Here is a 20,007-nt window from a genome sequence, read left to right on the forward strand (position 1 = left end):
AGAGGACCTCTCGATGAAGGCTCTGGTGCTCGCAGGCGGGTCCGGTACCCGGCTGCGGCCTTTCAGCTATTCGATGCCCAAACAACTCATCCCCATCGCCAACACGCCCGTCCTGGTGCATGTGCTGAACTCCGTTCGGGATCTGGGGGTGAGCGAGGTCGGCGTCGTCGTCGGCAGCCGCGGCCCCGAGATCGAGGCGGTGCTCGGTGACGGTGCCCGGTTCGGCGTGCACATCACCTACATCCCGCAGGACGCGCCGCGCGGACTGGCCCACACCGTGGTCATCGCCCGCGACTTCCTCGGCGACGACGACTTCGTGATGTACCTGGGCGACAACATGCTGCCCGACGGCGTGGATTCGAGCGCCGAGGAGTTCGCCCGGTACCGGCCGGCCGCGCAGGTCGTCGTCCACAAGGTGGCCGACCCGCGCGCGTTCGGCGTCGCCGAACTCGGCCCGGACGGCGAGGTGCTGCGTCTGGTGGAGAAGCCTCGGCAGCCGCGCAGCGACCTGGCCCTGATCGGCGTGTACTTCTTCACCGCGGCCATCCACGAGGCGGTGGCCTCGATCGAACCCAGCGCCCGTGGCGAACTGGAGATCACCGACGCGATCCAGTGGCTGGTCTCCTCCGGGGCGGACGTGCGCGCCGGGCGCTACGACGGCTACTGGAAGGACACCGGAAGGGTCGAGGACGTCCTGGAGTGCAACAGCCACCTCCTGGACGGCCTGACCCGGCGCGTCGAGGGACGCGTCGACCCCGGCAGCGTGCTGGTCGGCCGCGTCGTGGTCGAGGCGGGCGCGCGCGTCGTCCGCTCCCGGGTCGAGGGCCCGGCGATCATCGGCGCGGGCACGGTGCTGCAGGACAGCCACGTGGGCCCGCACACCTCCATCGGGCGGAACTGCCTGGTGACGGACAGCCGGCTGGAGCGCTCCATCGCCCTCGACGAGGCATCGGTCACCGGGGTCCGCGGCCTGCGCAACTCGCTGATCGGGCGCGCCGCGTCCGTGGGCACCACGGGCCGGGGCACCGACCATCACTGCCTGGTCGTCGGAGATCACACCCGAGTGGAGGTCGCGGCATGAGGATCCTGGTCACCGGAGCGGCAGGCTTCATCGGCTCGCACTTCGTGCGCAGCCTGCTCGCCGACGAGTACAGCGGCTGGGAGGGCGCCCAGGTCACCGCACTGGACAAGCTGACCTACGCGGGAAACAGGGAGAACCTGCCCGCCGCGCACGAGCGGCTGGTGTTCGTCCGGGGCGACGTCTGCGACCGCGGTCTGCTGCGTGAACTGCTGCCCGGCCATGACGCCGTGGTCCACTTCGCCGCCGAGTCCCACGTCGACCGCTCCCTGGAGGGCGCCGGCGAGTTCTTCCGGACGAACGTCCTCGGCACCCAGACCCTGCTGGACGCCGTGCTGGAGAGCGGGATCGAGCGGGTCGTGCACGTCTCCACGGACGAGGTGTACGGCTCGATCGAGGAGGGTTCCTGGACGGAGGAGTGGCCGCTGGCGCCCAACTCCCCGTACGCCGCCTCGAAGGCGGGCTCGGACCTGGTGGCGCGGACGTACTGGCGTACCCACGGCGTGGACCTCTCGATCACGCGCTGCTCCAACAACTACGGGCCCTACCAGCACCCCGAGAAGGTCATCCCGCTGTTCGTCACGAACCTCCTGGAGGGCCACCAGGTGCCGCTGTACGGCGACGGGCGCAATGTCCGCGAGTGGCTGCACGTGGCCGACCACTGCCGCGGCATCCACCTCGTGCTCAACGACGGCAAGCCCGGAGAGGTCTACAACATAGGCGGCGGAAACGAGTACACCAACCTCGCCCTGACCCAGAGACTGCTGGAACTGACCGGCGCGGGCGAGGAGATGATCCGCCGGGTCGCCGACCGCAAGGCGCACGACCTGCGCTACTCCATCGACGAATCCAAGATCCGCAAACAGCTCGGCTACGCGCCGCGGATCAGCTTCGCACAGGGTCTCGCCGACACGGTCGCCTGGTACCGCGACAACCCCGACTGGTGGAAGGCCGTCAAGCACGGGGCGAGCCGTGCGGCCTGAGCACCGGCCGACGGCCGGGCTTTCGGTCGCCGTCCTGGGCGGCACCGGGTTCCTGGGCCGGCACCTCGGCGCGGCGTTCGCCGCGCAGGGCGCCCGGGTGCACCTGATCGCCCGCACCGCGGCAACCGAGTCGGTGCCGCCCACCGACTCCGGGGTGACGACGACGCGGCTGGACCTGCTCACGACGGCACCCGAGGCACTCACGGAGGTCCTCGCCACGGTCGGGGCCGACGTGGTGGTCAACGCGGCGGGCCGGGCCTGGCGGGCCGACGGGACGGAGATGGCCGCGGGCAACGCCGAGCTGGTCGAACGTGTCGTGACGGCGCTCGCCGCCGCATCCGGCCCTCCGGTGCGGCTGGTCCAGCTCGGCAGCGTCCACGAGTACGGGGCGGGCGCCCCGGACGGCGCCACCGGCGAGGACCATGTGCCCACCCCGGTGACGCCGTACGGCCGTACCAAACTCCGGGGCACGCAGGCCGTGCTGCGCGGCACACGGGAACGGGGCGTCGACGGGGTGGTGCTCCGGCTCGCCAACGTCATCGGTGCCGGGGTACCGCAGGGCAGCCTCTTCGGCCGGGTCGCCGGCCACCTCGGCGCGTCCGCCCGGGCCGACGCGCGGGGTGAGAAGCCCGCCGCACTGCGTCTGCCGCCCCTGCGTGCGGCCCGCGACCTGGTGGACGCCGGTGACGTCGCCGCGGCGGTCCTGGCCGCGGCCACGGCACCGGCGCGGATCGTCACCGGCCAGGTGATCAATGTGGGCCGCGGCGAGGCGGTCCCCATGCGCGGGCTGGTCGACCGGATGATCGCGCTCAGCGGCCTGGAGATCCCGGTGGTCGAGGCGACCGAGGCACCCGCCTCGCGCACCGATGTCGCCCGTCAGTGCCTGGACGTCTCGCGTGCCCGGCGACTGCTCGGCTGGCGCCCGCTGCGCAGCGTCGACGACTCCCTGCGCCACCTTCTCGCATCCGTACTGCCGCCGGAGCGACCGCCGCTCGGCACACCACTGGGCATCACGGCCGGCGCACCGGCCGAGGAAGGGGTACGACCATGAGCGACCGCAAGGACCGGATCCTGGAAGAGGTCCGCACGTACCACCAGGAGGTCTCCCCGGAGCGTGAGTTCGTGCCGGGCACGACGGAGATCTGGCCGTCCGGCGCGGTCCTGGAGGAGGCCGACCGGATGGCTCTGGTGGAGGCCGCGCTGGATATGCGCATCGCCGCCGGGACCAGCTCCCGCAAGTTCGAGTCGGCCTTCGCCCGCCGCCTGAAGCGCCGCAAGGCCCATCTGACGAACTCCGGTTCGTCGGCCAATCTGCTGGCGGTGTCTGCACTGACGTCGCACACGCTGGAGGACCGGCGGCTGCGGCCGGGCGACGAGGTCATCACGGTGGCGGCGGGTTTCCCGACCACCGTGAACCCCATCCTGCAGAACGGCCTGATCCCGGTCTTCGTGGACGTGGACCTCACCACCTACAACGCGACCGCCGACCGGGTGGCCGCGGCGATCGGTCCCAGGACTCGCGCCATCATCGTCGCGCACGCCCTGGGCAACCCCTTCGAGGTCGCGGAGATAGCCCAACTCGCCCAGGAGCACGATCTGTTCCTGATCGAGGACAACTGCGACGCGGTCGGTTCGCTCTACGACGGCAAACTCACCGGCACCTTCGGCGACATGACCACCGTCAGCTTCTACCCGGCGCACCACCTCACCATGGGCGAGGGCGGGTGTGTGCTGACCTCCAACCTGGCACTGGCCAGGATCGTGGAGTCACTGCGGGACTGGGGGCGGGACTGCTGGTGCGAGCCGGGCGAGAACGACCGTTGCATGAAGCGGTTCAAGTACCAGATGGGCACGCTGCCCGCCGGATACGACCACAAGTACATCTTCTCGCACGTCGGGTACAACCTGAAGGCCACGGACATCCAGGCCGCACTCGGTCTGGCGCAGCTGGCCAAGCTGGACTCCTTCATCGAGGCCCGGCAGCGCAACTGGCGGCGGCTGCGGGAGGGCCTGGACGGGGTTCCCGGGCTGCTGCTGCCCGAGGCAACGCCGCGTTCCGAGCCGAGCTGGTTCGGGTTCGTGATCACCGTCGACCCAGAGGCGCCCTTCGGCCGCGCCGAGTTGGTCGACTTCCTGGAGTCCCGAAGGATCGGCACCCGCCGTCTGTTCGCCGGCAACCTCACCCGGCACCCGGCCTACATCGACCAGCCGCACCGGATCGTGGGGGAACTGGCCAACAGCGACGTCATCACCGAGCACACCTTCTGGATCGGGGTCTACCCGGCGCTCACCGACGAGATGCTGGACTACGTCACCGCCTCGATCAAGGAGTTCGTGGCCACGCGCGGCTGAGCAGGACCGGCCCTCATCCCCCTCCAGAGATCGGGACGACGACACATGGACATTGTGGGAAACGGTTTCCTGGCGCGAAACCTGCGTTCGCTGGCCGGCCGGCATCCGGACACCGTGGCTCTGGCGGCGGGCGTGTCCTGGGCGAGCGGCACCTCCGACGAGGACTTCGCCCGCGAGGCGGCGCTGCTGCGCGAGGTCGCCGAGCGGTGTCAGGACACCGGCCGGCGACTGCTCTTCTTCTCCACGGCGGCGACCGGCATGTACGGACTCGCCGAGGGGCCCGGCCGGGAGGACACGCCGGTGACGCCCTGCACCCCCTACGGCGCGCACAAACTCGCCCTCGAGCAGCTGCTGCACGACTCCGGCGCCGCCCACGTGATCCTTCGGCTCGGCCATCTGGTCGGGCCCGATCAGCCCGAGCACCAGTTACTGCCCACTCTGGTACGCCAGTTGCGCGAAGGAAGGGTCCGCGTGCACCGGGGAGCGGCCCGCGACCTGATCGACGTCGGCGACGTCATCACGGTCATCGACCGTCTGCTCGCCATGGATCTGCGGGCCGAGACGGTCAACGTCGCCTCCGGTTTCGCGGTCCCGGTGGAGGACGTCGTCGACCACCTCGCGCGGGCCCTGGGTCTGGAGGCGCGCCAAGAGTTCGTCGACACGGGGGTCCGTCAGCACGTCATCTCGACCGAGAAACTGCGCGCCCTCGTGCCGCAGGTCGCGGAGATGGGCTTCGGTCCCGGCTACTACCGGCGGATCCTCGGCGACTTCACGGCCTCGGTCTCGTCCCGCACGTCCACGCACGCCTGAACGTCCGCCTCCCTGCGACGCCCCAGCACCCGCCCCCGTACCCGGAAAGACCGGTGAGGACCCCGAGATGAACGACGAGAGCCGTGAGAGCACAAAGCGCCCGCAGGGCGGGAAGAACACCGAGCGCGGAAGGCGCACCCCGCGCATGACGACCGTACTGGCCGGCGCCGCACTGATACTGGCCGGTGTCCAGGGGCCCGCCCTCGCGGCACCTGCTCCCGCCCTCAGCACCGCCACCGCCGAGACGTCCCACTCGGTCGACATCACCTCCACCGCCGAGGAGTTCACGGCACCGGCGACCATCCGTCCCGGGCTGACGACGTTCCACGCCTCGACCACCCAGGCGGGCAAGGGCTGGATCGGACTCGCCCGGCTGAGGGACGGCAAGGGCTGGGACGACTTCCTGGGCGCCCTGTCCCGCGCGCTGTCCAACACGCCGTCCGACGTGCCCCAGGGGGCGAAGGACCTGGACGACACCGCCACCCTGCTCGGCGGCCTGGTGATCCACCCCGGACAGCCGGGGGTCTTCACCCAGCGTCTCCAGCCCGGCAGGTACCTGCTGTTCGACTATCTGGCGGTGGGCGACGCCGAGCCGCGCTACCGCTGGCTGACGGTCACCGGGGACACCGTGGACCAGGGTCTCGCACCGACCGCGACGATCGTGTCCAGGAACGTGCCCGGCGCCGGGCCGCGCTTCGAGGTACGCGGCACGCTGCGCGCCGGACGGCCCCTGCAGTACGTCAACGAGATCCCCGGCCAGGTCAACGAACTGCTCTTCGTGAGGATCGCGGACGGCACCACCGAAGCCGGCCTCAAGGCCTACTTCGACTCGATGCCCGACGACGGCACCTTCCCGCCGGACTCCCCGTTCACCTCGGTCAGCCTGGGCAGCCTGCATCTGTCCACGGGCCGGTCGACGGTCGTACAACTCCCCGTGGAGCGGGCCCGGTACGCCGCGCTCACGTGGTCGAAGGACGCCACCGACGGGATCAAGCTCGTGAAGAAGGGCCTGTTCACCATCGTCGACTTCCGCTGAACGGTCAGCCGTACGCCTCGCAGCCCGGACACACCGGACCCATCGCACACGGGGAGTTCTCTTCGATGCCGTCTCCGCTCCTTCAAGCACGCGACACTGCACGGCAGTTCTCCGACCGGTTCGCCCGGTCGGCCGCCACCGCCCGGGGCGTGCACCTGCCGACCGCCGACTTCCCGGAATGGCTCGCCGAACGAGGCCGTGTCAACGCCTTCCGCGTGGACCGGATCCCCCTCGCGCGACTGGACGGCTGGTCGTTCCAGGAGACCACCGGGAACCTGATGCACCGCAGTGGCCGGTTCTTCACGATCGAGGGCCTGCACGTCACCGAGCGGGACGGCCCCTATGGCGACGGCCCGTACGCGGACTGGCACCAACCCGTCATCAAGCAGCCCGAGGTCGGCATCCTGGGCATCCTGGTCAAGGAGTTCGACGGGGTCCTGCACTTCCTGATGCAGGCGAAGATGGAACCCGGCAACCCGAATCTGCTCCAGCTCTCCCCCACCGTGCAGGCGACCCGCAGCAACTACACCAAGGCCCACCGGGGCGCGGACGTGAAGTACATCGAGCACTTCGTGGGGCCGGGGCGCGGGCGGATCGTCGCCGACGTCCTGCAGTCCGAGCACGGTTCGTGGTTCTACCGCAAGTCCAACCGCAACATGATCGTGGAAGCGGTCGGCGACGTGCCCCTCCTCGACGACTTCTGCTGGCTCACCCTGGGGCAGATCGCCGAGCTCCTGCACCGCGACAATGTCGTCAACATGGACTCGCGAACGGTGCTGTCCTGCCTGCCCGTCGCACCGACGGCGAGCAGCGCCCTGCACTGCGACGCCGACCTGCTGTCCTGGATCACCGGTGAGCGCGCCCGGCACGATGTGCACGCCGAGCGTGTTCCGCTGGCGGGGCTGCCCGGCTGGCGGCGCCACGACATGGCCATCGAGCACGAGGACGGACGCTACTTCACGGTGGTGGCGGTGGCCGTCCAGGCCGGTAACCGCGAGGTCACCAGCTGGACCCAGCCGCTGTTCGAGCCGGTCGGCCTCGGCGTCACCGCCTTCCTCACCCGGACGTTCGACGGCATACCCCATGTGCTGGTGCACGCCCGGGTCGAAGGCGGGTTCCTGGACACCGTCGAACTGGGCCCCACGGTCCAGTACACACCCGGCAACTACGCCCATCTCCCGGACAAGGAGCGCCCGTTGTTCCTCGACACCGTGCTCGAGGTGCCGCCGGACCGGATCCGGTACGAGGCCGTGCACTCGGAGGAGGGCGGTCGGTTCCTCAACGCGGAGAGCCGGTATCTCGTCGTCGACGCCGACGAGCGGGAGGCCCCACTCGATCCGCCGCCCGGCTACGCCTGGGTCACCCCCGACCAGCTCACCTGGCTGGTCCGCCACGGTCACTACCTCAACGTCCAGGCCCGCACACTGCTGGCCTGCCTCAACGCGACCTTGGCGGGCCGGCGATGAGCGCGCCGGTACGCATCGGGGTGCTCGGCTGCGCGGACATCGCGGTACGGCGGATGCTGCCGGCGTTCGCCGCATCCCGCGACGTGGAGGTCGCCGCCGTCGCCAGCCGTGATCCGGCCAGGGCCGAGGAGGTGGCCGCACGCTTCGGCTGCCGTCCGGTGCGGGGATACGCCGAACTGCTGGACGCCGACGACGTGCAGGCGGTGTACGTCCCCCTGCCGGCCGCACTGCACGCCCCCTGGGTGGAGGCCGCTCTGAACGCGGGCAGACACGTGCTGGCCGAGAAGCCCCTGACGACGGACCCGGAGAGCACCGAGCGTCTTCTGGACCTCGCCGCGAAGCAGGGTGCGGCCCTGATGGAGAACGTGATGTTCGTCCACCATCCGCGGCACGAGGCGGTGCGGCGCCTCGTCTCCGCGGGGCGGATCGGTGAACTCCGCTCGTTTCACGCAGCGTTCACCATCCCCCCGCTCCCCGACGGTGACATCCGCTACGCACCCGAGCTCGGCGGTGGCGCCCTGTCGGACGTCGGCCTCTACCCGCTGCGCGCCGCCCTGCACTTCCTGGGCCCCGCTCTCGAGGTCATCGGCGCCAGGCTCACCCGAGGGAGCGGGCGACGGGTGGAGACGTCCGGCGCCGCGCTGCTGGGCACACCCGAAGGCGTCACCGCACACCTCACGTTCGGGATGGAGCACGCCTACCTCTCGCGGTACGAACTGTGGGGCAGCGAGGGCCGGATCACGGTGGACCGGGCGTTCACGCCGCCGGCCGACTTCGTGCCCGGGATCGCCGTGCACGGGCACACCACGGAGGAGATCCGGCTGGAGCCCGCCGACCAGGTCGCGGCCACCGTCGCCGCCTTCGCCACCGCCGTCCGCGCCGGGTCCGCGGTGCGTGGGGACACCCTGCGGCAGGCCGAGCTGCTGGACGACGTACGCCGTCTGTCCGCATGACCGAACTCCACCTCGACGCGGATCGGTTGGACCTGTGGCTGCTGACCCCGCCCGGAGTCGTACCGCTTCCCCTCGGGGAACTCGACGAAGCCGAGCGGCACCGAGCGGACGCCTTCCGGCGGCCCGCCGACCGGGCGCTGTACATCGCCGCGCACATCGCGCTGCGCCGGCTGCTCGGTGCGTACCTGCGCATCCCCGCCAGGGACGTGACGTTCACCCGTGCGGACTGCCCTCGCTGCGGCGGCCCGCACGGGCGCCCCGTGCTGGCCGGCGCCGCACCGGGCGCACCGCACTTCTCGTTGTCCCACAGCCGGGGCGCGGTGCTCATCGGTGTGGCCCGCGCACCGGTTGGCGTCGACATCGAAGGACTGCCGTGCCCGGAACGGGTCTCGCTGTGCCGATCGGCTCTCCACCCGTGGGAGCGGCGGGAGTTGGAGCAGTGTGCGGGTCCGGGCCGGCCGGCCGTCTTCGCTCGCCTCTGGGCGCGCAAGGAGGCGTATCTGAAGGGAACGGGCGTGGGGGTGGGCCGCTGGACGTCCGATGTGTATCTCGGTGACGCCGGCCCCGGGGCTCCGCCGCGGCCGGACGGCTGGCACGTCCTCGACGTGCCCTGCGGCCCGGGCCACGCGGCGGCCGCGGCGGTTCGGGAACCGGTTCGGCACACCGTCGTGCACCGGCTCCGGCCCGAGTCGGTGCTGAGCGTCGGGAACATCTCCGACGGACGTACCACGGACGCCCGACCGCGCCCGTCCCGCTCATGAAGGAGGAGACACGGATGACCGCACTGGACGACAGGCCTCCGTCGGGGGTCGAACCCGTCGACGGGCGCGGGCGGGTGGCGGAGCTGCACGAGATCCGTGCGCAGGCTGTGGCCGGGCCCAGTGAGAAGGCGACCGAGGCGCAGCATGCCAAGGGCAAGCTGACGGCGCGGGAGCGTATCGAGCTGCTTGTGGACGCGGGTTCCTTCCAGGAGGTCGAGCAGCTGCGGCGGCATCGGGCGACCGGGTTCGGGCTGGAGACGAAGAAGCCGTACACCGATGGTGTGGTCACCGGCTGGGGCACGGTGGAGGGCCGCACGGTCTTCGTGTACGCCCATGACTTCCGTGTCTTCGGCGGTGCGCTGGGTGAGGCGCATGCCACGAAGATCCACAAGATCATGGACATGGCCATCGCGGCCGGTGCGCCGCTGGTGTCGCTGAACGACGGTGCGGGTGCGCGGATCCAGGAGGGTGTCAGTGCGCTCGCCGGGTACGGGGGCATCTTCCAGCGCAATACCCGGGCCTCGGGTGTGATCCCGCAGATCTCGGTGATGCTGGGCCCGTGTGCGGGTGGTGCGGCCTACAGTCCGGCGCTGACGGACTTCGTGTTCATGGTCCGTGAGACGTCGCAGATGTTCATCACCGGTCCGGACGTGGTCAAGGCCGTGACGGGTGAGGAGATCAGCCAGAACGGTCTGGGCGGTGCGGATGTGCACGCCGAGACCAGCGGGGTGTGCCACTTCGCCTACGACGACGAGGAGACGTGCATCGCCGAGGTGCGCTACCTGTTGTCGATGCTGCCGCAGAACAACCGGGAGAACCCGCCGCGGGTGGAGTCCGAGGATGCGGTGGACCGGCGCAGCGAGGTGTTGCTGGACCTGGTCCCGGCGGACGGCAACCGGCCCTACGACATGGCCAAGGTGATCGAGGAGATCGTCGACGACGGCGAGTACCTGGAGGTCCACGAGCGCTGGGCGCGGAACATCATCTGCGCGCTGGCCCGCCTGGACGGCCAGGTCGTCGGCATCATCGCCAACCAGCCCCAGACCCTCGCCGGCGTACTGGACATCCAGGCCAGCGAGAAGGCCGCCCGTTTCGTGCAGATGTGCGATGCTTTCAACGTCCCAATCACCACCCTCCTGGACGTTCCGGGGTTCCTGCCCGGTGTCGACCAGGAGCACGGCGGGATCATCCGGCACGGCGCGAAGCTGCTGTACGCCTACTGCAACGCGACCGTGCCGCGGATCTCGCTGATCCTGCGGAAGGCGTACGGCGGTGCGTACATCGTGATGGACAGCCAGTCCATCGGGGCGGACCTCACCTACGCCTGGCCCGCGAACGAGATCGCCGTGATGGGCGCGGAGGGTGCGGCCAACGTCATCTTCCGCCGCCAGATCGCCGGTGCGGAGGACCCCGAGGCCATGCGGGCACGCATGGTCAAGGAGTACAAGTCCGAGCTGATGCACCCCTACTACGCGGCCGAACGCGGACTCGTGGACGACGTCATCGATCCCGCCGAGACCCGCGAGGTCCTCATCAAGTCCCTCGCGATGCTCCAGTCCAAGCACGCGGACCTGCCCTCCCGCAAACACGGCAACCCCCCGCAGTGACCAGGTACCCGACCGCACCAGCCCCTGGGAGGCGGCAGCCTTGCCACAGCACACGCCCAAGAGCACGACGGTGCACGTACGGATCGCGCTCGATGTGATCTGCGTGCACTCCTATCTCGGTTACACCCGCTTCGTCCGTGCGGCAGACCGGCTGCGTGCCGAAGGCCGGCAAGTCCGGGTGGAGTTCCTGCCGTTCGAACTCGCACCGGGTGCCGCCACCGAGGGGGAGCCATTGCTTCCCGTCCTTGAGCGGGTGTTCGGCGCGGAGGCCGTACGGCAGACGCTGCGCCACGCCGAACAGCTCGCCTCGGAGGGACTGGAGCTGCACTACGAACGCGCCGTGGCCACCGGCACGTTCGAGGCGCACCGGCTCATCGCCCGGGCCGCCCGGCAGGGCAGGGCCGAGCAGTTGGTGGAACGGCTCTTCCGCGCCCACTTCACCGACGGGCTGCACATCGGCGACGCCACCACTCTCGCCCGTCTCGCGGAGGAGGTCGGTGTCATGGAGGACGACGGCTCCGTGCCGGTCGACATGACCGCCGAGACCGAACGGCTGCGCGCCGAACTGGACCGGGTGCGCCGGCTGGGGGTCACCGGGGTGCCGGTGTTCTTCATCGACGGCGTACGGCCGCTGCACGGATCCCAGCCGGAGGCCGCGCTGTTCGCGGCGCTGCGCGAGGCGGCCCGGACCACCCCCGGCTTCTGACCGGAGCGTCCGGTACCTCAACTTTCGCATCGGGGCATGACAGATCCACGTCAAGTGCGTGGTGACGCCCCTCGGTGGCTGCTTGGCTGAAGGCCACCCCCGGTCCGCATGCGTCCATGCGGTGTTTTGTCGATATCCCCGCACAGATAGGGCTCAACATGGTTTCGCGACGCAGGTTTCTGGGCTCCGCGATTGCGGTGGCCGGCGCCACGGCGGGCTTCACCGCACTGAACCCGTCCTCGGCACAGGCCGTGGCACAGGCCGATCCGGAGGTGATCGTCAGGCCGGGCGACGCCCGCTACGCCGAGCTCGCAGAGCGCGGTTACAACAACCGTTTCGTGGCGACCCCGGACGAGATCTGGCTCGTGCACTGCGCCTCCCAGGTCGAGAAGGCGGTGAACCAGGCCGTCGCCAAGAACCAGCGCATCACCGTGCGCAGCGGCGGGCACTGCTTCGAGGGCCTGGTCGACGACCCGCAGTTCCGTCTGCTGGTCGACCTGTCGGAGATGAAGAACGTCACCTTCGACCGGACGATGAACGCCTTCGCCGTGGAGGCCGGTGCCCGCCTCGGCGAGGTGTACAAGGCGCTGTACGAGGGCTGGGGTGTCACCGTCCCCGGCGGGGTCTGCCCCGAGGTGGGCGTCGGCGGCCACGTCAGCGGCGGCGGATACGGGCCGCTGTCCCGCCGCCACGGCCTTGTCGTGGACCATCTGTACGCGGTCGAGGTCGTCGTCGCGGACCGGGGCGGCAAGGCGCGCACGATCATCGCCACGCGCGACGCGGGGGACCCGAACCGCGACCTGTGGTGGGCCCACACCGGCGGAGGCGGCGGAGGGTTCGGCATCGTGACTCGGTTCTGGTTCCGCACCCCGGGGGCCTCCGGGAGCGCGTCCGCACTGCTGCCGCGGCCTCCCGCGCGGATGCGCAAGACCATCGTGACCTGGCCCTGGGCCCAGCTGACCGAGGCGGGCTTCACGCGCATGGTGCTCAACCACGGTGCCTGGCACGCCGCGAACAGCGCCCCCGGCTCGGTCTACTCGGCGATGCACAGCTCGCTGCAGCTGCACTCGTCCCTCGCCGGCACGGTCCAGCTCGAGATACGCATGGACGCCACGCTGAAGGACACCGCCAAGCTCCACGACGACTACATCCGCGCGGTGAACGCGGGTGTGGGCCTGGAGCCGACGGTCGACATCACGGAGGGCACCTGGCTGGAGATCGCCCTGGAACCGACCCCGAGCTACGGCGAATACGCCCGGCAGAAGTCCATGGGCGGCCATCTGCGCAAGCCGCTGACCGAGGCCCAGGTCGGCGCGATCTACCGCTCCCTGAACGACCCGAACCACTTCGGCGCCGGGCTGGTCTACCTCGCGGCCTACGGCTGCAAGATCAACACGGTGGAGTCGTCGGCCACGGCCATCCCTCAGCGGGACTCCGTCCTCAAGCTCTGGTACTCGAACAACTGGGCCGATCCGGCGCAGGACGAGACCGAGGTCGGCTGGCTGCGCACGCTGCGCAAGAACGTCCACGGAGCGACCGGCGGCTTCCCGGTGCCGAACGGCCGGCAGGACGGCGGCTACATCAACTACCCCGACGTCGACATGCGCGACCCGGTGCAGAACACCTCCGGTGTGCCCTGGTACTCGATCATCTGGAAGGACAACTACCCCAGGCTGCAGCGGGTCAAGAACACCTACGACCCCAAGAACGTCTTCCGGCACGCCCTGTCCCTGGATCCCGCCTGACGGCCGGCTCGGGCGGTCGGCCCTCGCGCCGGAAGCGCACACCCCTATGTCCATGAGCATCGCGCCGGCCCCGGGCACCCCCGTGGCCGGCGCGGTACAACAGCCCGGAGGGCTCCATGACCAGCAGTAACCCCGCTGCCACCCGCACCGCTCCAGGACGGCGAGCGCTGCCCGTATGGCAGGCCGTGGCGGGGGCCGCCGTCCTCGCCACGGTCGTCAACCTGATCCTTCTGTTCATCGGCGACGCCGCCGGAGCCTCCCTGGTCCTGGAGCTCAACGGCAAGCCCGACGAGATCGGCGCCGGCGCCGTGGTCTTCATGTCGATCGCGGCACCGGTGATCGGCGTCACGGTGACCGTCCTTCTGGCCCGCTGGAAGCCGGTCTTCCTGAGGGTGGGTCAGATCCTGGGCGGTGCCGTGGCGGTGCTCACCGCGATCGGGCCGCTGACCCAGGACACCGACGGCGGGACCGCCGCCACCCTGATCCCGATGCATCTGTTCGTCGGCTTCGTCGTGGTGGCCGCCCTGGAGGTGGTCCGCAGGTCCCGCGTCTGACATCGAGGCAGTCGCCAGGCGGCCCTTCGGAACCGACCGGTTCCGAAGGGCCGCCTTCGTACGGTTCCGCACGTCTTCACATCACCGCGTACAAGGGGGAAGCATGGCAACGGAGTGCTGGCGCATCATCAGCGGATCGCCCACCGACGAAGAGGTCGCCGCGGTGGCGGTGGCGCTGGCCGGCGTACTCGCCACGAACGCCACTCGGGCGGTGGAGCCGGCGGACACCGGCACCGGTCCGCGGGGGGCGCACTGGACACCCTTCTCGGCCAGGCGCGGGACGGCCACCTCATGGGCCGCCGGCCCGCTGCCGGGCTGGCGCGGCGCGGCCTGATCCCGCCCGCCGGGCGGGGGCGAAAACCTGGGGCGAATGAGCGGAATACAGTTTCATCCGAGCCGATTCCAGGTGGGAAGACCGCAGATCGCCGTTGACCGGGCGGCCTCCCTCGGATCACTGATCCTTCGTTTTCCCCGGATCCGCTCTCGAATACGAGACGTATCCCTGCCGTACTGCCGACTCATTTCCCGGACGATCCAGGTGACCGCCGGTCAGGATCAAGCATGCCCCAGACGAAAACCGACGCCGCGGGCGGTGATGATCCAACTGCTCGAACCCAGCTTGCTGCGCAGGCTGCTGACATGAGTGTCGATCGTACGTCCCGGCTCCGACCGGGAGTCCCGCCAGACCTGCGCCATTATCTGCCTCCGGGTGACAACGATTCCCGGGCGCGAGGCCAGCAGGTAGAGCAGATCGAATTCCTTGCGCGTCACATCTATGTGCCGGCCGTCGAGACGGATTTCCCGGGCGCGGGGATCGATGCCCAGCGAGCCGACGGTGATGGCCTCATCGGGCGCGGCAGGCTGCCGCAGCGCCCGGCGCATGACGGCCTCGATACGCGCGATCAACTCGGCCAGGCTGTACGGCTTGGCCACATAGTCGTCCGAGCCGGCCCGGAGGCTGAGGACCCGGTCCACCTCGGAGTCACGGGCCGTCACGACGATGATCGGGACGTCGCACAGGGCACGGATGCTCCGGCACAGCTCGACACCGTCCAGATCGGGCAGGTCCAGGTCGACGAGGAGCAGGTCGGCATTGCGGTACTGCTGCAGGGCCTGTGCGCCGGTCGGCACACTCTCGGCCTGGTATCCGTGCCGCCACAGGTCGCGAACCAACTCCTTCGCCACTTCGGTCTCGTTCTCCACCGCGAGTACGCGTAACGCCTTGCGGACTCGCCTCACCTCCGGCCTGACGGACGCACCCCGCGCCGACATCTGATGCGGAATGCGCGCTTCAACAAGCCTTACGGACTGATGCCCCATCCGAGAAATCCCCCATATTCGTCCGGTCAAGAGGAGCGTCGAGCCATCGAAAGCATGTCCACAAGAAGGGTACAGACCATGCACTCGATCCGTCAAAGATCAACAGTTGATGACTCGGCAAATAGAGGAGAACCGAAACTCTGCCGAAACAATAAGTAATCCGACAGGCGCCGAAGAAGGCGATCCGGTGCACACAGATTCACGCCCCCGCGGAAACACGACCCCGGCGGAAGGCTCATCGCATAGCGAATCATATTGCCTGGTCAGTCAGCCCACTGGTATCCGCACACCAGCCCCGAATTGTTGCAAAGCCAACTACACCAGCTCCCCCGTACAGACCTCTTCCATTATCTCGCGATACATCGTACACGCAGGAGCGTACGACGTATACGAGTGATGGGTCACACCCACGCGACCGCAAATGCGATCAAGCGCAGGAGTATCCACAACAGCACGCTATCGACACCGTCAGTTCAGAAGCAGTGGCGAATCGGCCATCCTCCCCGGCCGACACACGACAGGACCCGGGCGACTTGACGCCGCTCTCGGGAGATGGGATGAGGACATGACCGCCGCACAGGCGCGGGACCGCACGACACCCGCACAGACACCGGACCGCCAGATCTCACGGACGAAGGATGTGCAGAGGCTCGACCGGGTGATCATCCGTTTTGCGGGGGATTCCGGTGACGGGATGCAGTTGACGGGTGATCGTTTCACGTCGGAGACGGCGTCGTTCGGGAACGATCTGTCGACGTTGCCGAACTTTCCCGCGGAGATCCGTGCTCCGGCAGGCACGTTGCCGGGTGTGTCCTCGTTCCAGTTGCACTTCGCCGATCATGACATCCTCACGCCGGGTGACGCGCCGAACGTGCTGGTGGCGATGAACCCGGCCGCGTTGAAGGCGAACGTGGGCGACCTGCCGCGGGGCGCGGAGATCATCGTCAACACGGACGAGTTCACCAAACGGGCGCTGCTGAAGGTCGGCTATGACACCAGCCCCCTGCAGGACGGCTCGCTGGAGGGCTACCAGGTCCATCCGGTGCCGCTGACCACGCTGACCGTCCAGGCGCTGAAGGAGTTCGACCTCAGCCGCAAGGAGGCCGAGCGCAGCAAGAACATGTTCGCGTTGGGTCTGCTGTCGTGGATGTATCACCGGCCCACGGAGGGCACGGAGCGTTTCCTGCGGGCGAAGTTCGCGAAGAAGCCGGACATCGCGGCGGCCAACATCGCCGCGTTCCGGGCGGGCTGGAACTTCGGTGAGACCACCGAGGACTTCGCGGTCTCCTACGAGGTCGCGCCGGCCACGACGGCGTTCCCGGTGGGCACCTACCGCAACATCTCAGGGAACCTGGCGCTGGCCTACGGGCTGATCGCGGCGTCCCGGCAGGCGGACCTGCCACTGTTTTTGGGCTCGTATCCGATCACACCCGCCTCCGACATCCTGCACGAGTTGTCCCGGCACAAGAACTTCGGAGTGCGTACCTTCCAGGCGGAGGACGAGATCGCCGGGATCGGCGCCGCACTGGGCGCGGCGTTCGGCGGTTCACTGGCCGTGACCACGACCTCCGGTCCGGGGGTGGCGCTCAAGAGCGAGACGATCGGCCTGGCCGTCTCCCTGGAATTGCCGCTGCTGGTGGTGGACATCCAGCGCGGCGGCCCCTCCACGGGCCTGCCGACCAAGACCGAGCAGGCCGATCTGCTGCAGGCGATGTACGGCCGCAACGGCGAGGCCCCCGTCGCGGTGATCGCCCCGCGCACCCCGGCAGACTGCTTCGACGCCGCACTGGAGGCGGCCCGGATCGCACTGACCTACCGCACCCCCGTCTTCCTGCTGTCCGACGGCTACCTGGCCAACGGCTCCGAGCCCTGGCGCATCCCCGACCTCGACGAACTACCCGACCTGCGAGTGCAGTTCGCCCAGGGCCCCAACCACACCCTGGCCGACGGCACCACAGCGTTCTGGCCCTACCTGCGCGACCCACAGACCCTGGCCCGCCCCTGGGCCATCCCCGGCACCCCCGGCCTGGAACACCGCATCGGCGGCATCGAGAAACAGGACGGCACCGGCAACATCTCCTACGACCCCGCCAACCACGACTTCATGGTCCGCACCCGCCAAGCCAAGATCGACGGCATCACCGTGCCCGACCTCGACGTCGACGACCCCCACCACGCCCGCACCCTCGTCCTGGGCTGGGGCTCCACCTACGGCCCCATCACCGCCGCCGTCCGCCGACTGCGCACCGCCGGCCAATCCATCGCCCAGGCCCACCTGCGCCACCTCAACCCCTTCCCCGCCAACCTCGGCGACGTCCTGCACCACTACGACACCGTCGTCGTCCCCGAGATGAACCTCGGCCAGCTCACCACCCTCATCCGCGCCACCTACCTCGTCGACGCCCGCCCCCACACCCAGATCAACGGCATGCCCTTCAAAGCCGAACAACTCGCCACGGCTCTCCAGGAGGCCATCGATGGCTGAGACGCCCACCCAAGGCACCGGCACGATCGACGCGCTCTCCCTCGTGCCCAAAGCCATCGCCCGCCAGAGCATGAAGGACTTCAAATCCGACCAGGAAGTCCGCTGGTGCCCCGGCTGCGGCGACTACGCGGTCCTGGCCGCCGTCCAGGGCTTCATGCCCGAACTCGGCCTGGCCAGAGAAAACATCGTGTTCATCTCCGGCATCGGATGCTCCTCCCGCTTCCCGTACTACATGAACACCTACGGCATGCACTCCATCCACGGCCGCGCACCCGCCATCGCCACCGGCCTGGCCACCTCCCGCCGCGACCTGTCCGTCTGGGTCGTCACCGGCGACGGCGACGCCCTATCCATCGGCGGCAACCACCTCATCCACGCCCTGCGCCGCAACGTCAACCTCAAAATCCTGCTCTTCAACAACCGCATCTACGGCCTCACCAAAGGCCAGTACTCCCCCACCTCCGAAACCGGCAAAATCACCAAATCCACCCCCATGGGCTCCCTCGACGCCCCCTTCAACCCCCTCTCACTCGCCCTCGGAGCCGAAGCCACCTTCGTCGCCCGCACCATCGACTCCGACCGCAAACACCTCACCGACGTCCTACGCCAAGCCGCCGCCCACCCCGGCACCGCCCTCGTCGAGATCTACCAGAACTGCAACATCTTCAACGACGGCGCCTTCGACACCCTCAAAGACCAACACACCGCCGACGAAGCCGTCATCCGCCTCGAACACGGCCAACCCATCCGCTTCGGACCCCACCACACCCACGGCGTCCTGCGCGACCCCCACACCGGCGACCTCAAAACCGCCACCATCACCCCCGACAACGAAGCCGACATCCTCATCCACGACGCCCACGCCACCACCCCCACCACCGCCTTCGCCCTCACCCGCCTCGCCGACCCCAACACCCTCCACCACACCCCCATCGGCGTCCTACGCTCCATCCACCGCCCCGTCTACGACACCCAGATGGCCGACCAACTCGACACCGCCATCGAACACAACGGCAAAGGCGACCTCACCACCCTCCTCCACGGCAACGACACCTGGACCGTTCCGACGACGAAGGGCGGGAGCTGAACACGGCGGCTCGGTGCTGGTCCCAGGGGCTGCGCGGGCGAGGGCCCCGTTGAATCGGCCTGGCTTCCCTCTCCGCCTGCCGAAGGTGCCTGAGTCCGGTCGTTGCGCACCACACGCAGGACGTCATGTTCTTACCGGCCGTCAGGAGCCCCGACAGCCCGGTCGCACCGGAATAGGGCATGGACAGACCGAATACGAGCGGGAACCAGACGAGCAGGAGCACCCCGGAGCACCCCGGAGCACCCGCAGGTGATTGATCCAGGGGAGTTACGGCACACCGATGGTCCGATGCCTCAGCACCGCGGGGACCGTCAGGTCGGCGATCGGGTAGAGCGGCAGCAGCACCAAGTCGTGGACGATCGCGGCGCCGACGAACCCGACCGCGACTGCGAGCGGTCTGATGGCGAACAGGCGAACCATGGCGTAGGCGGTGAGGGCGAACGAGCAGATCGGAACCAGCAGGTGCAAGGGGTTGGAGCCGTACCAACGGACGAAACGTGCCATGGTCACGTCCTGAAGGTGAGCCGGTGCACCCACTTGGTGTTGTTCACCCCTGGGTTGGCCGGGACGATGACGCGTGCCGGATATCCGTGATCGATCGAGAGGTCCGCACCGTTGACGCGCAGAGCGAGGAGCGCTCGGGGGTCGTGGATCTGGTTGCCCCGCAGCAGCACGGAGCTGTAGGGGCCGGGCGGCTGGACGGACTCGACCAGGACGCTCGAGGCACGGGGCAGCCCGGCCATGGCGGCCAGATCCGCCAGCCGCAGTCCGCTCCAGTGCTGATCGGAGGTGGACCATCCCTCCACGCACGCGATCGGCAACATGACGGCGTGCTGACGCATGGCCAGCAGCCGGGCTCGGGTCAAGGTCACAGACGGGCCGTGCCCGCTGAGTTCCAGCCGCCGGTCAGGGCCCAGGCGCGCGCGGGTGACTCCGACGGCCGCGGCCGTCTTGTTGTTCTGGAAGCCGTTCGGGCCGCTGCCCGGATTGCGGTTGTGGGGTGCGAGCAGGGCGCTCCCGCGCAACCGGCCGCCGACCCCGGCACGGCGGGCGCCGGACACCTC

Annotated in this window: 17 protein-coding genes and 2 pseudogenes; 16 read left to right on the forward strand and 3 right to left on the reverse strand. The window is 69.4% G+C overall.

From position 1 onward, the window contains the following. The first annotated feature begins 13 nt into the window (after positions 1-13). From RCR19_RS06970 to RCR19_RS07035, 14 genes are all read left to right on the forward strand, one after another. Positions 14-1,081 carry a glucose-1-phosphate thymidylyltransferase gene (locus tag RCR19_RS06970; RefSeq protein WP_331264308.1) on the forward strand — a complete coding sequence of 356 codons (1,068 nt, stop codon included), beginning with the start codon at positions 14-16 and terminating at the stop codon, positions 1,079-1,081. Then, positions 1,078-2,061 (forward strand): dTDP-glucose 4,6-dehydratase, encoded by a 984-nt coding sequence (rfbB, locus tag RCR19_RS06975; RefSeq protein ID WP_331264309.1) that lies wholly within the window; start codon positions 1,078-1,080, stop codon positions 2,059-2,061. Before RCR19_RS06970 ends, rfbB begins: the two co-directional genes overlap by 4 nt. Further along, positions 2,051-3,112: an NAD(P)-dependent oxidoreductase gene (locus RCR19_RS06980; protein ID WP_331264310.1), complete on the forward strand. Its 1,062-nt coding sequence runs from the start codon at positions 2,051-2,053 to the stop codon at positions 3,110-3,112. Before rfbB ends, RCR19_RS06980 begins: the two co-directional genes overlap by 11 nt. Beyond that, a complete protein-coding gene (gene rfbH / locus RCR19_RS06985; protein ID WP_331264311.1) occupies positions 3,109-4,413 on the forward strand; it encodes a lipopolysaccharide biosynthesis protein RfbH in 1,305 nt (434 codons plus the stop codon). The genes RCR19_RS06980 and rfbH overlap by 4 nt, the downstream gene beginning before the upstream one ends. Positions 4,414-4,458: 45 nt before the next feature. Further along, the gene (locus tag RCR19_RS06990) at positions 4,459-5,223 is read left to right on the forward strand and encodes an NAD-dependent epimerase/dehydratase family protein (protein ID WP_331264312.1); all 765 of its coding nucleotides are present in this window, start codon (positions 4,459-4,461) and stop codon (positions 5,221-5,223) included. 67 nt (positions 5,224-5,290) lie between these two features. Next, complete coding sequence (locus RCR19_RS06995) at positions 5,291-6,259, forward strand: hypothetical protein (RefSeq protein WP_331264313.1); 969 nt, start codon at positions 5,291-5,293, stop codon at positions 6,257-6,259. Positions 6,260-6,324: 65 nt separating this feature from the next. Continuing rightward, on the forward strand, positions 6,325-7,725 hold the full coding sequence (locus RCR19_RS07000) for an NDP-hexose 2,3-dehydratase family protein (RefSeq protein ID WP_331264314.1): 1,401 nt from the start codon (positions 6,325-6,327) through the stop codon (positions 7,723-7,725). Continuing rightward, positions 7,722-8,678 carry a Gfo/Idh/MocA family oxidoreductase gene (locus RCR19_RS07005; protein WP_331264315.1) on the forward strand — a complete coding sequence of 319 codons (957 nt, stop codon included), beginning with the start codon at positions 7,722-7,724 and terminating at the stop codon, positions 8,676-8,678. Before RCR19_RS07000 ends, RCR19_RS07005 begins: the two co-directional genes overlap by 4 nt. Continuing rightward, positions 8,675-9,439: a 4'-phosphopantetheinyl transferase superfamily protein gene (locus tag RCR19_RS07010; RefSeq protein ID WP_331264316.1), complete on the forward strand. Its 765-nt coding sequence runs from the start codon at positions 8,675-8,677 to the stop codon at positions 9,437-9,439. Before RCR19_RS07005 ends, RCR19_RS07010 begins: the two co-directional genes overlap by 4 nt. Before the next feature lie 14 nt (positions 9,440-9,453). Continuing rightward, on the forward strand, positions 9,454-11,046 hold the full coding sequence (locus RCR19_RS07015; RefSeq protein ID WP_331264317.1) for an acyl-CoA carboxylase subunit beta: 1,593 nt from the start codon (positions 9,454-9,456) through the stop codon (positions 11,044-11,046). A 40-nt stretch (positions 11,047-11,086) separates the two neighbouring features. Next, on the forward strand, positions 11,087-11,752 hold the full coding sequence (locus RCR19_RS07020; RefSeq protein ID WP_331264318.1) for a DsbA family oxidoreductase: 666 nt from the start codon (positions 11,087-11,089) through the stop codon (positions 11,750-11,752). A 158-nt stretch (positions 11,753-11,910) separates the two neighbouring features. Then, positions 11,911-13,497: an FAD-binding protein gene (locus tag RCR19_RS07025; protein WP_331264319.1), complete on the forward strand. Its 1,587-nt coding sequence runs from the start codon at positions 11,911-11,913 to the stop codon at positions 13,495-13,497. 116 nt (positions 13,498-13,613) lie between these two features. Further along, on the forward strand, positions 13,614-14,051 hold the full coding sequence (locus RCR19_RS07030; protein WP_331264320.1) for a DUF6069 family protein: 438 nt from the start codon (positions 13,614-13,616) through the stop codon (positions 14,049-14,051). A 103-nt stretch (positions 14,052-14,154) separates the two neighbouring features. Beyond that, positions 14,155-14,385, forward strand: coding sequence for an acyl-CoA carboxylase epsilon subunit (locus RCR19_RS07035; protein WP_331264321.1), 231 nt, complete (start codon positions 14,155-14,157; stop codon positions 14,383-14,385). 221 nt (positions 14,386-14,606) lie between these two features. On the opposite strand, the gene RCR19_RS07040 is transcribed toward RCR19_RS07035, so the two are convergent. Next, positions 14,607-15,254: a response regulator transcription factor gene (locus tag RCR19_RS07040; protein ID WP_331264322.1), complete on the reverse strand. Its 648-nt coding sequence runs from the start codon at positions 15,252-15,254 to the stop codon at positions 14,607-14,609. A gap of 751 nt (positions 15,255-16,005) precedes the next feature. Here RCR19_RS07040 and RCR19_RS07045 point away from each other — a divergent pair. Both RCR19_RS07045 and RCR19_RS07050 read left to right on the forward strand, forming a co-directional pair. Beyond that, a pseudogene (locus tag RCR19_RS07045) lies at positions 16,006-17,856 on the forward strand (2-oxoacid:acceptor oxidoreductase subunit alpha); the annotation flags it as partial. Then, a complete protein-coding gene (locus RCR19_RS07050) occupies positions 17,849-18,943 on the forward strand; it encodes a 2-oxoacid:ferredoxin oxidoreductase subunit beta (RefSeq protein ID WP_331264323.1) in 1,095 nt (364 codons plus the stop codon). The pseudogene RCR19_RS07045 and the gene RCR19_RS07050, both read left to right, overlap by 8 nt. Before the next feature lie 267 nt (positions 18,944-19,210). Here the strand turns inward: RCR19_RS07050 and RCR19_RS07055 are convergent, their stop codons facing one another. Together RCR19_RS07055 and RCR19_RS07060 are read right to left on the reverse strand one after the other, a co-directional pair. After that, the gene (locus RCR19_RS07055; protein ID WP_331264324.1) at positions 19,211-19,447 is read right to left on the reverse strand and encodes a hypothetical protein; all 237 of its coding nucleotides are present in this window, start codon (positions 19,445-19,447) and stop codon (positions 19,211-19,213) included. A 2-nt stretch (positions 19,448-19,449) separates the two neighbouring features. Continuing rightward, positions 19,450-19,980: pseudogene (locus RCR19_RS07060) on the reverse strand (molybdopterin-dependent oxidoreductase); the annotation flags it as partial. Between the last annotated feature and the right edge of the window lie 27 nt (positions 19,981-20,007).

Source organism: Streptomyces sp. WAC07094 (assembly GCF_036320405.1).
In the GTDB taxonomy this organism is placed as follows: domain Bacteria; phylum Actinomycetota; class Actinomycetes; order Streptomycetales; family Streptomycetaceae; genus Streptomyces; species Streptomyces lannensis.

Coding starts and splice junctions, on each gene's coding strand:
- RCR19_RS06970 (WP_331264308.1), top strand. CDS start 14: ATGAAGGCTCTGGTGCTCGCAGGCGGGTCCGGTACCCGGCTGCGGCCT.
- rfbB (WP_331264309.1), top strand. CDS start 1,078: ATGAGGATCCTGGTCACCGGAGCGGCAGGCTTCATCGGCTCGCACTTC.
- rfbH (WP_331264311.1), top strand. CDS start 3,109: ATGAGCGACCGCAAGGACCGGATCCTGGAAGAGGTCCGCACGTACCAC.
- RCR19_RS06990 (WP_331264312.1), top strand. CDS start 4,459: ATGGACATTGTGGGAAACGGTTTCCTGGCGCGAAACCTGCGTTCGCTG.
- RCR19_RS06995 (WP_331264313.1), top strand. CDS start 5,291: ATGAACGACGAGAGCCGTGAGAGCACAAAGCGCCCGCAGGGCGGGAAG.
- RCR19_RS07000 (WP_331264314.1), top strand. CDS start 6,325: ATGCCGTCTCCGCTCCTTCAAGCACGCGACACTGCACGGCAGTTCTCC.
- RCR19_RS07005 (WP_331264315.1), top strand. CDS start 7,722: ATGAGCGCGCCGGTACGCATCGGGGTGCTCGGCTGCGCGGACATCGCG.
- RCR19_RS07010 (WP_331264316.1), top strand. CDS start 8,675: ATGACCGAACTCCACCTCGACGCGGATCGGTTGGACCTGTGGCTGCTG.
- RCR19_RS07015 (WP_331264317.1), top strand. CDS start 9,454: ATGACCGCACTGGACGACAGGCCTCCGTCGGGGGTCGAACCCGTCGAC.
- RCR19_RS07025 (WP_331264319.1), top strand. CDS start 11,911: ATGGTTTCGCGACGCAGGTTTCTGGGCTCCGCGATTGCGGTGGCCGGC.
- RCR19_RS07030 (WP_331264320.1), top strand. CDS start 13,614: ATGACCAGCAGTAACCCCGCTGCCACCCGCACCGCTCCAGGACGGCGA.
- RCR19_RS07035 (WP_331264321.1), top strand. CDS start 14,155: ATGGCAACGGAGTGCTGGCGCATCATCAGCGGATCGCCCACCGACGAA.
- RCR19_RS07050 (WP_331264323.1), top strand. CDS start 17,849: ATGGCTGAGACGCCCACCCAAGGCACCGGCACGATCGACGCGCTCTCC.
- RCR19_RS07055 (WP_331264324.1), bottom strand. CDS start 19,447: ATGGCACGTTTCGTCCGTTGGTACGGCTCCAACCCCTTGCACCTGCTG.